Consider the following 14,154-nt stretch of genomic DNA (forward strand, 5'->3'; position numbering starts at 1 on the left):
GCTAATGACCAATGACCAATGACTAATGACTAATTGTTATTTAAATGGGTATCTAGCAGACTCAATAATTTGTCTTTACTAATAACTCCCTCAGTGGATTCTAATAATTTTTCCCCTTGGATGAGCCTTAAGGCTGGTACACCTTCTACGCCATACTGTTTGACAGAAATGGGGTTGGGGTCAATTTCCATTTTGACAATTTTTAGGCGATCGCTATATTGGTTGGCCGCTAAATTAATCAGTGGTGACATTAACTGACATGGGCCGCACCAAGAAGCCCAAAAGTAAACTAATACAGGCTGCTCAGATTTCAACACTTCGGTTTCAAACTCAGCATCAGTGATGGTGATTACACCCTTACTCATGGCAGTCTCCATTAGTGGTCATTAATACTTGGCACAAAAAATACTTTATCCCAAACTTGTCAATAGTCCATAGTCGATATAGCAAAGTGCTGAGTGCTGAGTGCTGAGTAGAAACCCAGTATCATCACCTTTAAGCTATCAACACTGTCCTAAGCTAGGTGACTACAGCGATAATTCATGGACTGTTGACTACTGACGCAAAATCCCACAGCCAACAGGTGTGGGACTAGCTCAAATCAGTAAGCTAAACACATCTAAATTAAATTATTACTCCTAAAGGTCGCTCTTGGTCATCTGCGTTGACAAATGACTAATGCAAGTCTCAACCCCAGAATATGCAGTTCGAGTGTCTAAGAGCTTATCCAATCGGATTTTACTAGGACTTACGCATCAAAGCAAAAAATCAAGGGTTTTGGCGAGGGTGTAGGGGTTCAGGTGTGTACTTATTCAAAACCCTTTCACCCTTTCACCCAATCTCCACAGATCATCTTTGTGCATCAGTCCTATTTACATTTGATCTAGTTGCTTGCGTAGAGATTCCAACTCAGCGTCAACAACTTCATTGGTTTGGGGAGGGGTAGTTTGGGAAGGAGTTGTTTGCTGTGGTGGTAGTTGGGGTTGATTGGGGGGGCTGGCGGGTGCTAGTGAAGCTTTTAAAGCTGCCAATTCATCATCAACATCACTTCCCGCTTCTAAACGGGCAAACTGACTTTCTAAATCAGCACCAGCGAGTTCGGCGGCTGATTGGGCGCGAGCTTCTTGCATCAGGACTTTTTCTTCCATCCGCTCAAAAGCTGCCATTGCACTGCTGCTGTTCATTCCGCGTACCATACCTTCGAGTTGCTCTTGGGCTTTAGCGGTAGTAATCCGCGCTTTGAGCATTTCTTTTTTGGTTTTGGCTTCGGAGATTTTGCTTTCTAGCTGAATTAAATTGCGTTTAAGAGTTTCAACTTGGGCTACTTGCTGGTCTAAACTGGCTTTGAGGGCTGTAACAGTATCATTAAAAGTTTTTTTCCGTTCTAGGGCTTGACGTGCCAAGTTTTCATCGCCTTTTTGCAGTGCTAGTTGAGCGTTGCGCTGCCATTTATTAACTTCGTTGAGATTGTCATTGTACTGTTTTTCAGTCCGTTTTTGAGCAGCGATCGCTTGAGCAACACCTTGTTTCAACTGTACCAAGTCTTCCTGCATTTCCAGAACTGCTTGCTCTAGCATTTTTTCTGGATCTTCAGCTTTATTTACCAAGTCATTGATATTGGCACTGACGACTCGTTTAATCCGATCAAATAATCCCATAATTACTTTTCCTTTGGCAGTTTCGGTACTTGGATGAACAGTTAAGGTTTTTACTATGTAATAGTTTCTTATTTAAATGTAATCTTTCTGGTTTGGTTCGGTACCCCCCGATACCCCATAATTGCTAAGATATACCCTATTCATAGCAATTGACCAGTTTTTAAGACTCTGGAGTTTGGGGCAATTGCCGTAGTGGTGTATTGTCTGATTCATGGAGTACTTGTTGTTTCATACTGGCCAATTCCGCATCAATACTGTTACCAGATTCTAGGGAAGTAAATTGTTTTTGTAAGTCATCGCTATCTAGTTGCGAGATGGCATCTGATTGCGCTTCTATTTGCAATACTTTTTCTTCCATCCGCTCAAAAGCATTCAAACTACTAGTCGCGGAAACACCACTCAGCATTTCTTGGAGTTTATAAGATGCTTCCGCCGAACGGGCGCGGGCGATATACATATCTTTTTTAGTTTTGGCTTCCGAGATTTTGGCCTCTAGCGATCGCATATCTATTTTCAGACGGTTGACAATTTCTGTTTGTTGCCCGATTTGATTCGACAAAGATGTGGCAGTTTCTTGGTAAGCACGACGTTTTGTCAAAGCTTCTCTGGCTAGAATTTCATTGCCTTGTTCTATGGCGAGTTGAGCGTTACGATACCATTTTTCTGCCGCCGCTTGGGCTGCTATGGCTTGGCGTTCTGTACGTTTTTGGGTAGCAATTGCCTGTGCTACACCTTGTCGTAGTCGCACTAAATTGTCTTGCATTTCGGCGACGGCTTGTTCCAAAAGTTTTTCTGGATCTTCTGCACTGCCTATCAGACTATTTAGGTTAGCCCGAATCACCCGCAGGATACGCTTGATCAATTCCATTTCAGCTCTCCATTCACTTTTTGCCAGTCAACAGGCAGAGCATATTCTTGATATTTTCCCCATCCTATCTTAGATGTAGATCACTTAGTTTCACTGCACCCGTGCTTTAATTCCTTTGGCTTGTAGTTCTTGTAATCGTTGTGCAACCTGTTCTTTGGTTTTTAAAGCAGCAAGATGAATCAGTTTATTGTCACCCGATAAATAAGCATCAGGAACTATTTGCTTGGCAGTCGCAAAACTGCGATCGCCTTCATTATCCATAACAATGTGATAAAACCCATCTGCTGCGGGTTTGATTTCGGTATTTACCTGTGGTGAAGTGACTAAAGGCTGTGTTGTGGGGATGGGTGATACATTCAATGGCTGTACTGGCTGCACCTCTGGCAAAGGATTAACGGCTGGTGGGGCAATTACCACAGGTGGATTTACAGGTGCGGCTGCATTTGGGGGAGTTTTTGGTTGTAAACCCACAATATCGTTAGGATCTTTCAGTTCAGGAAATTCTTTCGCCGCTAAGTTGGGATATTTGGGTATGGGAGTGAGTTCGGTTTGTTCTGGGGGCTGAGATTGGCTGGCGGCTGGCTGAGTCTGGGTTGGATTGGTATTAGTTGCAGAATTTCTGTTAAATATTTTATCGAAACTCAACTGCGGCAAGCTTTTGGGATTAAAAACTACATAGCCCAATGTCAGACTAGCCATCAACAATAGCAACATAGAACCAATACCCAAAGGTGATAGCAAACTATCTTGAGAATTACTGGGTGGCTTGGTTGGTTGTGGTTGTTCATCATTGAGACTCCGCAGCAATGCTTCACTGGATTCTAAGTAATCATCTGGCTGAGTCGGAGTTTCTTTCGTTGACATCAAATTTTCACTTTCAGTCGTCTTGAAAGCCGCAGGCACTATACTGCTAGTGGCATGGGGCGATGGTAGGGGAATTTGAGTTTGCTGGGAATCTGGAGAAGATGTTGGCTGGGGCGGAGTTGTTGTTTCAGTCTTGGCTACTGTGACCGGTTTTTCGATAGACACTTCCGTCACAGGTGCAGGCGGTATACTGGGTTTAACTTCTGTGACAGGTAGCTGAGTTTTGCCAGTTAATGCCGTGATTGCTGTTGTATTTTGGAGTTGAGTGTTAACGTTACTGCTTGATTGGGCTTGATAAGCTGTCTTGGCTGCTATACGTGAACGACGGTATCTAGCCAACTCTTGGTCTAGCTGCACTTCTAAACTGGCCAGGGCTGCGGCTAGTGCTGGCTTCAACTCAGGTGTTTTAGATAATTGAATACCGGAATCTATCGGCGAGTTTTGACTCATTACCTGTCTGCCTCAAACCTAGACTGTTAGTTTAACTTTAGATAATTTGTGCTAATGGTAGCGAAAAATTTCTCATCACTATAGACTTTCTTGAACTATCTTGAATTTCAGCACTTGGAAGTAAAGATGTCTTTGAAATCAGTCAATGATATTTTAGGCTGTTTAGAACAGCAAGCCAGATGGCAAGAACAGCCATTTCAAAAAGTGCTGCATTTTTGGGCAGAGGTGGTAGGTGCAGTAGCCGCTAAACATACCCAACCAATCATGATTCAGCGAGATGTTTTGCGTGTGGCAACTTCCAGTGCGGCTTGGGCGCAAAATCTCGCTTTCAAACGCCAAATTATTCTTTTAAATTTAAATCCAAAGTTACCTGCGCCGTTGGTTGATATTCGCTTCTCTACGGCTGGCTGGCAAAATTCATCAGCCAAACCCCAACCAACCACAAATTTACCCCAAGAACATCCTAGTTATCTGGGAAAGGCGGGTGCTGTTCAAATTGATGCTGCACCTGCACAGGAAACTCCTCAAACAGCTTTTGGGGAATGGGCGAAAAAAATGCAAATGCGATCGCATAATTTACCTTTGTGTCCCCAATGTCATTCTCCTACACCTCCAGGCGAACTCCATCGCTGGCAAGTTTGCGCTATTTGTGCATCTAAGCAGTTTTAAAACCTGCCTCACTCCTGAATATGTCAGGACTTACGCACAAAGATTATCTGTGGAGATTGGGTGTAAGGGTGAAAGGGTTTGGGGTGTAAGGATTTTGAATCAGTACACACGCCACTTGGCTCAAATATGAGTCCTAATATGTAAACAATATTTAATAAAGTTGATATTTTTACAAAAAAAATCGCAAAGCTTTTGTAAATTTCATATTCTCTATAGGTTTCCTGGAAAATACTTAAGAAATCTAGAGTTAATTTTTGGCGTTTCCATAAACGGTTAGAAATTATTAACTGGAGTTATAAGTTGAGACTTCTCCCCAGAAATAAAACTTGGGCTGACATAGCAATCCTCAATGATTTATAAACATCTCTCTTCCTTGTCTACCTTGTCTCCCTTATCTGTGTTGCTCAAATATCAAATAGGAATGCCATAACATCGCATCCCATTTTGGATTGGAAATAGCAGCCTACATTTATAGGAATCATATTTGATTTATGAAAAAAATCAGTACACCCAGATCAGCCGTCTTTCCTACTCCCGACTCCCCATTCCCTACTCCCTGCTTACACAACTAGATTCAGGAATCAAACCGTATTCCTATAGCTAGGAGTTTAACTAAAATTTTTACCAGGATTTTAGGTAACGTCCATACTCAAACTTTCCCTGGTTATCTCCGTTCTGAGTACTGATTGACACATCACAATTTTTATTTTTAACGCAACTCAGGACTGAATTGAGTAAACATTATTTCTCAGTCTAGCAATTTTCCCTGATGCCATCTCAGTAAGAACTATGTAAGTTTCAACTCAAATAGCTACATTAAATACACAATTTTATCGTTAACTAGCTATATAAGGTGTCAAAAAAAATTAAAGTTAAACCCAGCTTAAATCTAAACTTTTAGTTTTAGCCTTGATCCCTAGCTTGTTTGAGCTAAAAACTAGTAGGTAAATACTTTACCAATCATTTACAAATATAACAAGATTCTAAAAACATCCTGAAGTTTATTTTTCTGTTGGGATCGCTAGAACCTAGAGTAAATAATCATTTGTTGGCAATATTACGTATTTATATCTAGGAGCAAAATATAAACATATCAACCAGCCCTGAACAGCACGAAAGATGAACTCAAATGAAACCGATAAAATTTTTGACATCTGCCTGTAGATATTGTCGTCATTACAAACCAGAAGGTCGCCGTGGCGGAACTTGTCAACAGTTGGGAGCGCATGTGCAAGCCAGTTGGAAAGCTTGCGCCTTAGCGATCCCACCTTTTGCTCCTTCTTGGGAAACTTTAGAAGACTCTTGGAGTTTGCCAGATGGAACACCTGTTTTAGATGGTGTTCATTCTCTAGTTTCTGTGGCAGACAATATAACAGTTGTGCCTATAGAAGAAATAGCTAATTTAATTCCTGAAGAGACTGAGGCTAAAACAGTAAGTGCTAATTTAGCAACTATTTCTTATTAAACTCAGTTTATAGACATTAAAAAAATATTTCTCTTAAAAATTGCTAGTGCTGTAAACTTTGACATTTGGAAAAATCGCACCTGATACCAATTGTGGTATAGCTGGAGGTGCGATTTTTGCCATTTTTAAGGTAGCCAAGGGAAAGAGCGAAAATTAGGCGATCGCTTTTCTAAAAATGCTTGCTTACCTTCTGCACCTTCTTCAGTCATGTAATAAAGTAAAGTTGCATTCCCCGCCAGTTCTTGTAAACCTGCTTGCCCATCACAATCGGCGTTAAATGCAGCTTTCAGACAGCGAATGGCAATGGGGCTTTTTTGTAAAATTTCTTGCGCCCATTGAACACCTTCATTTTCTAATTCTTCTACAGGCACAATACAGTTAATTAAACCCATATCCAGAGCTTGTTGAGCATCATATTGCCGACAGAGAAACCAAATTTCTCGCGCTTTTTTCTGTCCTACACTGCGGGCGAGATAACTAGCCCCAAAACCACCATCAAAACTGCCGACTTTGGGGCCAGTTTGACCAAAAATAGCGTTATCAGCCGCAATGGTGAGGTCGCAAATCAAATGTAAAACATGCCCACCACCGATCGCATATCCCGCGACTAAAGCAATTACTACTTTTGGCATTGAACGGATCAATCGCTGTAAATCCAGCACATTCAAGCGAGGAATCCCCGCATCATCAACATAACCCGCTTGTCCGCGCACACTTTGATCACCACCAGCACAAAAAGCATACTTGCCATCAGTGTGGGGGCCAGCACCAGTAAACAGAACTACCCCAATACTTGTATCTTCACGGGCATCACAAAAAGCATCATAGAGTTCAAAGACTGTCTTTGGGCGGAAAGCATTGCGTTTGTGGGGACGGTTGATGGTGATTTTTGCAATACCATCGGTTTTGTGATACAGGATATCTTCGTAGGTTTTGACAGATTGCCAGTTAACTTGCATGAGAATGAATTGCGCTATCGTGCTTGAGAATTTTATCGCGGACTGAGAAGCGATCGCTAAAATTTTCTCTGTCAAAAAGTCTGACTTGTGAAGTATAAAAAACAAATTATATTGATTTCAGAAGAACCACGGGCTATTCGAGAAGTAAGAGAGGAAGAGGCGCGACGCTCATTCTCCGACAACTAAACCGACGAGTAGGTGTAATTTCCGATGAACTTCAGCGCCAGATTCAGGCGTTATCGTTAGAACAGGTAGAAGCATTGGGTGAAGCTTTATTGGATTTTGTAGCGAGCGCGGATTTGGAAGAATGGTTACAGGCACACGCTACTAGTTGAGAGCGATATCACTACAGTAAAACGATTACGACAGCGAGAAATGGTTTCCTTGATGAAGTAGCTTTTTAGCCTTTTTATATTCAGCCCTGAGATATAAACAATACTGCTGGGAATCCTATTAGTAGGATTGCTTATCTTAAAGGGTATAAAAATATGAATGACCTTAAATCTTTACTAGATCGCGCTTCATTAGAGGATAGGAAAGCATTGGCAGATATTCTTAAAGCCTCAAAACCAACAGTCGATGCTATTGTTAATCGTCTATGGGAGGCAAGTCAAGATGCTGCAATTTATATATTTAACGAAATATGTGATGATCAACCCAGTTATCACAAAATAGTTAAGAAAGCTGCTAAAAAGTTAAAAATTAAATGTGGTAAATATGAATCTGCTAGTGATATGGAGGTAAAAATTGCACAGAAGGTGATGGCAAGCATCTTGGAAAAAATGACACCCGAACAAAAGCGAGAAATGGAACAGGAGCTAAGAAAAACAGCATCACAATTTGATAAAGGCGGTGAATTATTAGGAAGTACTAGTGTTTTTTTGGCTTTAACAGGTGCTCAATTGTCTGGTTTTGGTATTTACTTACTAGCTTCAACAACATTGGGTACACTAACAGGAATAATAGGAGTTACTTTACCTTTTGTTGCCTACACAACAATGTCAAGTGCAATAGCTGTGATTATTGGCCCAGTTGGTTGGATAGGTGCAGGATTATTTACTGCATGGCAATTGACAGGCCCTAATTATAAAAGAGTCATTCCAGCCATTCTTTATATTTGCGCCTTAAGAGCAAAATTAGATGGAGGTTTTGCTTAATGATTTTTGAATAATTGCAAGATGACTGATTTTCTGTACTGATTGCTTAATCATGGTTCGGTTACTGAGATTCACTTCAGAATATGAAAATGTCTGGTTATCTCAACTAAACCTTAATGATGAACATCTTTAAGCTTGGTTACTTTATTATCTACCACAACTACATATAGCAATCCTACCCCAATTGTGAGAAAATACGTAGACAAAAATCCTTGTTTTATAAGCATTTGAGGCTTATTGAACTCTCATGTATCATTTAGGATTGCTATATACTCCTCTAGTAGCTAGATTTTGTATCATCCAGTTGTCTTTTACTATGATCAATTCGTAACCATTGCCTTTTACATATTCAGTAGCTTCTTCAACTGTTTTCCCAATGAGAATTTTTTCATTTATCATGACTTCTTTCTTTTAATTTATGAAATATGAGTTATTTTCCTAACTTTTAACACATTTAAATCACAATAGCTCACGCAAACTTTCCTAGATTTTCCTGTCGCCATTTAGCATCAGCTTTCCGATTTGTCCTCACTTCCAATACTCGGATTCCTTTAGTCGGTAACGGGTTGAGTTTTACCTGTAACTCTTCCCAAGAAGTAATTAATTCATGTTGTATACTGTATGTAGCACACAATTGAGCAAAATTAATATCTTGGGGTGTGCCGAAAAATTCTTCAAAAGGTGGGTCGAATTTGGCGATAGGTAACATTTCAAAAATACCGCCGCCGTTGTTATTAATTAAAATAATTGTGAGATGACCGACAAATTTATTGCGGATTAAAAAACCATTGGTGTCATGTAATAATGCTAAATCTCCTGTCAACATCACACTGCTTTGTTGACGATGGGCAATTCCTAACGCAGTGGATAATGTGCCATCAATCCCATTCGCACCACGGTTAAAATATGTCCGCACTCTTAAATTATTCGGTCGCCAAAAATACTCTACATCTCGCACAGGCATACTATTGGCAATAAAAAACGGTGTTACTGGGGGTAATGTTTGAGACAACAACCAAGCTGCTTTCCCTTCAAATAAATTCTCCATTGTCGTCATCGTCTGGTCAACGGCAGTCCTGACTTTTGCTTCTGCAATACACCAATTTTGCAGATATTCCGATGGCGAATTTTGATTGTCACTTGGCCTAATATCTAAAGTTTCGACACTGATTCGTAAATGTGTGGTTTTGCCGTGGAGGGGGTCAAGATTTTGGTCACTGGGGTCAATTATCCAGCGTTGCGCTTGTGTCGTATTTAACCAAGTCCGTAGTTCTTTACTGGTAGGCATATCTCCTACCTGAATGACCATTTTGGGTGCTAACTGCTTTGCCAATTGCTGATTACGTAAAATCAGGTCGTAGGTGGAAATTAAATAGGGGTTGAGGTCGGCGTAATTTCTCAGTGGTGAGAGTCCCTCAGCCAGAACAGGCCATTGCAGCGTTTGGGAAAGTTTAGCGATCGCTCTACAATAATTTTCAGGATTTTGTGGTTGGGCAACTCCGGCAATAATTACACCGCGATCGCAATTTTGCCATGCTGGGGGAGTAGGCAGTGTGGTATGGGGAGTAGAAATATTATTGGTAACGGCTGAGAAGAATTCTTCTGGGTCAAACTGAAAGTCAGTACCATCGGGAACTGGCGCAAGGGGGTCACGGAAGGGAATATTTAAATGTACTACCCCTGGCGTTGATATTTGCATTCTCTCCCAGGCATACATTACCATTTGCCGCAAATAAGCCAGCATTTCTGTATTTGCCGAAGGTAAGGCTAACTCAGTTTGCCAGTTGGGATAACTACCATATAATTTCACTTGGTCGATGGTTTGACCAGAATGACAATCTCGCAGTTCTGGTGGTCTATCAGTTGTTAATACTAAAAGTGGTACGCGGCTTTCTTTAGCTTCTATGACGGCTGGATAAAAGTTTGCCCCTGCTGTACCCGAAGTACAAACCAGTGCTACAGGTTTTCCGGTGGCTTTAGCTACTCCCAAGGCAAAAAAAGCCGCAGAACGTTCATCGAGAATAGATATAGCTTCAATATCTGGTACTTGTTGAGCAAAGGCAACTGTTAAAGGTGTAGAACGAGAACCAGGACAAATTACAGCACAAGTTAAACCCAGTCGCTTTAATGTCTCCGTTAAGACAAAAGCCCAAAGTTGATTAACATTCTTATAGGCGACCAGCATCAAATCCCAGGTAGCTATCAGACAATATTCAATTTTAAAGGGAACAGGGTACGAGAGTGTGATGCCAAGTTGCAATCAAAGATACTAGGGAGTAGGGAGTGGGGAGTGGGGAGTAGGAATAGTATGAGGTGTTCAAAACCCTTAAACCCTACACCCTTTCACCTTTACACCCAATCCCCACAAACAATTTTGGTGTCAACAGCCGCAATCTCGTAAAACCGTTACTCACTTGCTGTTTCTACAGGCGTGGTCGATTCTGGGATGGGATTCGTGGATGAACCAAAGGCAACCCGTAAAAAAGGTGGAGCCAGAAAAGTTGTCAAAATTACCATGATAATAATTGACACTTCCAGGGGCTTATCCAAGATGCCACTAGCTGAACCAATGCCGGCAAACACTAGACCCACCTCACCTCGTGGAATCATCCCAACCCCGATCGCTACTCGATTGATGCCTGGTTGTCCAAACACGGCCCAACCTGTGATCAGCTTGCCGATAATCGCTACTCCCACCAAAAAGACAGCAATCAATAGTCCTGCACGATTCTCCGGTACTGCTGGGTTCAAAACACCGAGGTCGGCACGCGCTCCCACTGTCACAAAGAAGACGGGTACCAGCAAATCAGAGATCGGTTTGATTAATTCATCTAACTCATTCCGGGCATCGGTTTCATCAAGTACCAAACCTGCTGCAAAAGCACCCAAAATCGCTTCGAGGTGAATGGCATTGCCTAAAAATGCCATAAAGAAAGCGAAGATAAATGCTGGAATGACGATATTTCCACGGGTTTTGAGCTGCTCTACGATCGCCACAAAACTTTTGTTAAAGACACCCCCCAACAAAATTGATCCAATCAAGAATGCCGTAGCGCCGACAATCAAGTAAATGACATTGGCAACATCAATTTCACCGGTTTTGGCTAAACTGGCGACTACAGCCAAGACAATAATGCCGAGGACATCATCAATCACCGCCGCGCCAACAATGATTTGCCCTTCTTTGGATTTGAGTTGACCTAACTCTGACAGCACTTTAGAAGTAATGCCGATACTCGTTGCCGTTAACGCGGCTCCTGCAAAAATCGCGGGAATGGCTGCGACATGAAAGACTATCATTAACCCTGCCGTACCTGCCGCAAAAGGTGCCGCAACTCCGACACAGGCGACAACCGTGGCTTGAATTCCCACTTCCTTCAGTTGCCGCAGATCGGATTCCAGTCCAATTTCAAACAGCAGAATAATCACGCCGATTTCAGCTAGAACCGAAATCACTTCACTTTGCGACTCAAAGATTCGGGTCAGGGCATCCGGTGCCAATTGATTCAATTTTTGCAGCGCCGTCATAACCACCGAGTCAGAGGCAGACAGCCCCCCTTCAGGAAAGATCACTAGGTGCAATGCCGAAACGCCAACAATCACACCGGCGACCAGTTCCCCCAGAACTGGTGGAAAATCCAAGCGTCTAGCGACCTCTGCGCCGAACTTGCTGGCCAGATAAATCACCACCAGTGTCAGCAATACGCCAGACAGAATAATCGGTGAATCCTCAGCAACAACGGTCGCCAGGAATGGTATCGGAGCCAAGAGAGCGGTCATCCCCCCACTGAAAGGAGGCAGAATGTTGGACAAGATCATGAGTTTAAAGGAATGAAGGTTAAGGGTTTGAGGAAATTATAAAACTGCGGGGGAAATGACTTCTGCACCAGGGTAAACGTCCTGCGGACAGGAAACGCGGCCACTCAAAAGCCGAGGTCATGACCTCGGCCTTTGGGGTCGCTTTGTCTCGGTGCAACAGATGTCTGACCCACAGAAACTCGCTCCAATGGCTTGCTCCTTTCGTGGCGCGTCATTTCGATTTAACAGCCCTCTGGCCCACAGAAATGTCTCCCGTACAGTACCTCTGCTTCACAGATATAGATAATGCCCGCATAATCGGTGAAAAAAGTGATTGCGACCTTATCCGCAATCTTCTCTGCCATCTCCCTGGTTTCGGTGAGTACCTCGAACTTGACATTTGAATCGGTATCGGCAGTGTTGGGTTTACCTGTAGAGCGCACGTTGCGACTGCCTTTACCGCCAGTATCCACAACCGTATAACCGGTCGCCCCGCATTCATCGATGATCTTGGCGACCTTTTTCAGCAGAACCTTTTCCGTAACGATGACGAGCTTGTTGGCACGCTTGGCCATGTTGCTTACCTCCTGAAATGATGTACATTGATTTACTTGGTCTGCCCGATCAAGGAAGCGCCGACAGACCTCAATCCATCTGGGATTAGCCGCCGATCGCTTGGGCAAGTCCGAGGAAGAACGGTATACACAAGCCGATCGCAACTGGCGTACCGACGGCTGTGGACGCGCCTATATAGGCGGAGGGATTGGCTGATGGGATACCAGCTCGCAATGTGGGCGGCCCTGAGATGTCGGAACTGGAGGAGGCGATGACAGCTAGAATCACAACACCGCCCATGCTGAATCCCGCGACTTGGTGGGCAATCATGCCGAGACCGAAGGCAATTAACCCATGTACAAACGGTGCCACCACACTATACACAACATACCACTGGGCTACCTTACGCAGTTCGCCAATTCTTGACCAAGCTTCCATCCCCATGACCAGCATCAAGATTGAAAGCAAGCCACGAAAGGCGGGATCGTAGAAGCTTTTATAGACACTTTCCGGTTGGGTGAACAGTCCCAGAGCTAGACCTAACAACATTGCCGATAGGGCAGGCCCCCGGAGGCTTTCCTCGATAATTGGCCATATCTTGACTTTGTTATCCCCAGCATCCTGCTGCTGGCTGAGATACTCCTGCCGGCTGCTGGGATAATCTTTTTGATCGGGATAATCGCCAGCCACAACGGGCTGCTCAAGAGAGTAGGCTGCTTCTTTACGCTTCTTCTTGTTGAGATAAATATTAGCCACAACAATTGCTGTTACCAGCGCGGGGATATCCATAAAGGGATAGAGTGCGCCAGCCCATGCCTCGTATGCCATCTTTTGTTCTTCCAGTACCGTCAGACCGGCAGCCATTGTAGAGCCACTCACGGCTCCAAACAATCCCCCGGTTGCGATCGCATCAACGACTTTGACCTTTGGCAGCTTGGCTAACGTATAGCGCGAGATGAATACAATCGTAATCCCTGTTATTACAGCAAAGATCATGGGTAACACCATCTCCGTCAGGTTAGAATTACGGATCGCAATTCCACCAGTTAGACCGATTTTGGTGAGCAGCATGAAGACGATGATCGTACAAATCGACTCAGGAATGACCAATTCGCTACCGAGGGCAGCGATGATCATGCCACCAATCAAAAAGGCGAGTGTTGGGGACTGCAATTGGGCAATGAAGTCCGTCACGAACAACGACACAAAATCCACGAATGCCTCCTTCTCCTCGGATGACGAGTATTGCAATAAATGAACTAAATGAACCGGAGGTTATTAAACCGGATGAGATTGGTGATTGCCATCATTGAGGTCAATGAACGGTATATCAAACGAACTAGAACCGACCCTTTTCATATAAAGGATGGGTTATAGATAAAAGTCGGCTGGATAATGGAATCTAACATCTGCGATCGCGTACTCAAAAAAGTCTCGACAACAGATTGCCGAGCGACTTCAAACTTTGAAAAACTAAATCGTAATAGTTAAATCATTTTGATATTCTTAACTTTACGCTACTCTGGGTAGTAATATTTACCGAGTGATCAAAAAAAAAGTTTTTGTATGTATAGATATTCTTCTATGGTTTTTAGATCACTAAAACTGCGAAGCCGTCGGTCGGGAGTAGCAGAACAATGTCAGTAGACCGAAAAGTTTGGCGATCTCTAGAAAATAGTAGTATTTGATACCATTTTTGGAGAAAAGTGTA

General features: G+C 43.0%; 14 protein-coding genes. 4 read left to right on the forward strand and 10 right to left on the reverse strand.

Annotation, left to right across the window (positions count from 1 at the left end; translation table 11 throughout):
- Positions 1-29: 29 nt before the first annotated feature.
- The 4 genes from H6G28_RS04245 to H6G28_RS04260 form a co-directional block, all read right to left on the reverse strand.
- Positions 30-365 carry a thioredoxin family protein gene (locus H6G28_RS04245; protein ID WP_190669181.1) on the reverse strand — a complete coding sequence of 112 codons (336 nt, stop codon included), beginning with the start codon at positions 363-365 and terminating at the stop codon, positions 30-32.
- A gap of 507 nt (positions 366-872) precedes the next feature.
- Positions 873-1,658: a PspA/IM30 family protein gene (locus H6G28_RS04250; RefSeq protein ID WP_190590381.1), complete on the reverse strand. Its 786-nt coding sequence runs from the start codon at positions 1,656-1,658 to the stop codon at positions 873-875.
- Between the two features lie 160 nt (positions 1,659-1,818).
- Positions 1,819-2,526, reverse strand: coding sequence for a PspA/IM30 family protein (locus H6G28_RS04255; RefSeq protein WP_190669186.1), 708 nt, complete (start codon positions 2,524-2,526; stop codon positions 1,819-1,821).
- A gap of 90 nt (positions 2,527-2,616) precedes the next feature.
- A complete protein-coding gene (locus H6G28_RS04260; protein ID WP_190669189.1) occupies positions 2,617-3,840 on the reverse strand; it encodes a hypothetical protein in 1,224 nt (407 codons plus the stop codon).
- Positions 3,841-3,966: 126 nt separating this feature from the next.
- Here H6G28_RS04260 and H6G28_RS04265 point away from each other — a divergent pair, with 126 nt between their 5' ends.
- Entirely contained in the window at positions 3,967-4,509 is a 543-nt protein-coding gene (locus H6G28_RS04265) for a DciA family protein (RefSeq protein ID WP_190669191.1), read from the forward strand.
- 1,129 nt (positions 4,510-5,638) lie between these two features.
- Positions 5,639-5,974: a hypothetical protein gene (locus H6G28_RS04270; protein WP_190590385.1), complete on the forward strand. Its 336-nt coding sequence runs from the start codon at positions 5,639-5,641 to the stop codon at positions 5,972-5,974.
- A 125-nt stretch (positions 5,975-6,099) separates the two neighbouring features.
- Here the strand turns inward: H6G28_RS04270 and menB are convergent, their stop codons facing one another.
- Complete coding sequence (gene menB, locus H6G28_RS04275; RefSeq protein WP_190590386.1) at positions 6,100-6,933, reverse strand: 1,4-dihydroxy-2-naphthoyl-CoA synthase; 834 nt, start codon at positions 6,931-6,933, stop codon at positions 6,100-6,102.
- A gap of 203 nt (positions 6,934-7,136) precedes the next feature.
- On the opposite strand from menB, the gene H6G28_RS37595 reads away from it, so the two are divergent.
- Positions 7,137-7,268, forward strand: a complete 132-nt coding sequence (locus H6G28_RS37595; protein WP_313949889.1) for a DUF4351 domain-containing protein — start codon at positions 7,137-7,139, stop codon at positions 7,266-7,268.
- Between the two features lie 153 nt (positions 7,269-7,421).
- A complete protein-coding gene (locus H6G28_RS04285) occupies positions 7,422-8,090 on the forward strand; it encodes a hypothetical protein (protein WP_190669193.1) in 669 nt (222 codons plus the stop codon).
- Positions 8,091-8,342: 252 nt separating this feature from the next.
- On the opposite strand, the gene H6G28_RS04290 is transcribed toward H6G28_RS04285, so the two are convergent.
- From H6G28_RS04290 to H6G28_RS04310, 5 genes are all read right to left on the reverse strand, one after another.
- Positions 8,343-8,489 (reverse strand): hypothetical protein, encoded by a 147-nt coding sequence (locus H6G28_RS04290; RefSeq protein WP_190669195.1) that lies wholly within the window; start codon positions 8,487-8,489, stop codon positions 8,343-8,345.
- Between the two features lie 70 nt (positions 8,490-8,559).
- On the reverse strand, positions 8,560-10,275 hold the full coding sequence (gene menD / locus H6G28_RS04295; protein ID WP_190669197.1) for a 2-succinyl-5-enolpyruvyl-6-hydroxy-3-cyclohexene-1-carboxylic-acid synthase: 1,716 nt from the start codon (positions 10,273-10,275) through the stop codon (positions 8,560-8,562).
- A gap of 221 nt (positions 10,276-10,496) precedes the next feature.
- Entirely contained in the window at positions 10,497-11,909 is a 1,413-nt protein-coding gene (locus H6G28_RS04300) for a cation:proton antiporter (RefSeq protein WP_190669199.1), read from the reverse strand.
- Between the two features lie 221 nt (positions 11,910-12,130).
- Entirely contained in the window at positions 12,131-12,463 is a 333-nt protein-coding gene (locus H6G28_RS04305; RefSeq protein ID WP_190590389.1) for a P-II family nitrogen regulator, read from the reverse strand.
- A gap of 85 nt (positions 12,464-12,548) precedes the next feature.
- A complete protein-coding gene (locus H6G28_RS04310) occupies positions 12,549-13,658 on the reverse strand; it encodes a sodium-dependent bicarbonate transport family permease (protein ID WP_190590390.1) in 1,110 nt (369 codons plus the stop codon).
- Positions 13,659-14,154: the final 496 nt, after the last annotated feature.

Source organism: Nostoc sp. FACHB-190 (assembly GCF_014696905.1).
Classification (GTDB): domain Bacteria; phylum Cyanobacteriota; class Cyanobacteriia; order Cyanobacteriales; family Nostocaceae; genus Nostoc_B.

Coding starts and splice junctions, on each gene's coding strand:
- H6G28_RS04260 (WP_190669189.1), bottom strand. CDS start 3,840: ATGAGTCAAAACTCGCCGATAGATTCCGGTATTCAATTATCTAAAACA.
- H6G28_RS04305 (WP_190590389.1), bottom strand. CDS start 12,463: ATGGCCAAGCGTGCCAACAAGCTCGTCATCGTTACGGAAAAGGTTCTG.
- H6G28_RS04250 (WP_190590381.1), bottom strand. CDS start 1,658: ATGGGATTATTTGATCGGATTAAACGAGTCGTCAGTGCCAATATCAAT.
- H6G28_RS04270 (WP_190590385.1), top strand. CDS start 5,639: ATGAAACCGATAAAATTTTTGACATCTGCCTGTAGATATTGTCGTCAT.
- H6G28_RS04245 (WP_190669181.1), bottom strand. CDS start 365: ATGAGTAAGGGTGTAATCACCATCACTGATGCTGAGTTTGAAACCGAA.
- menD (WP_190669197.1), bottom strand. CDS start 10,275: ATGCTGGTCGCCTATAAGAATGTTAATCAACTTTGGGCTTTTGTCTTA.
- H6G28_RS04265 (WP_190669191.1), top strand. CDS start 3,967: ATGTCTTTGAAATCAGTCAATGATATTTTAGGCTGTTTAGAACAGCAA.
- H6G28_RS04285 (WP_190669193.1), top strand. CDS start 7,422: ATGAATGACCTTAAATCTTTACTAGATCGCGCTTCATTAGAGGATAGG.
- H6G28_RS04255 (WP_190669186.1), bottom strand. CDS start 2,526: ATGGAATTGATCAAGCGTATCCTGCGGGTGATTCGGGCTAACCTAAAT.
- H6G28_RS04300 (WP_190669199.1), bottom strand. CDS start 11,909: ATGATCTTGTCCAACATTCTGCCTCCTTTCAGTGGGGGGATGACCGCT.
- H6G28_RS04290 (WP_190669195.1), bottom strand. CDS start 8,489: ATGATAAATGAAAAAATTCTCATTGGGAAAACAGTTGAAGAAGCTACT.
- menB (WP_190590386.1), bottom strand. CDS start 6,933: ATGCAAGTTAACTGGCAATCTGTCAAAACCTACGAAGATATCCTGTAT.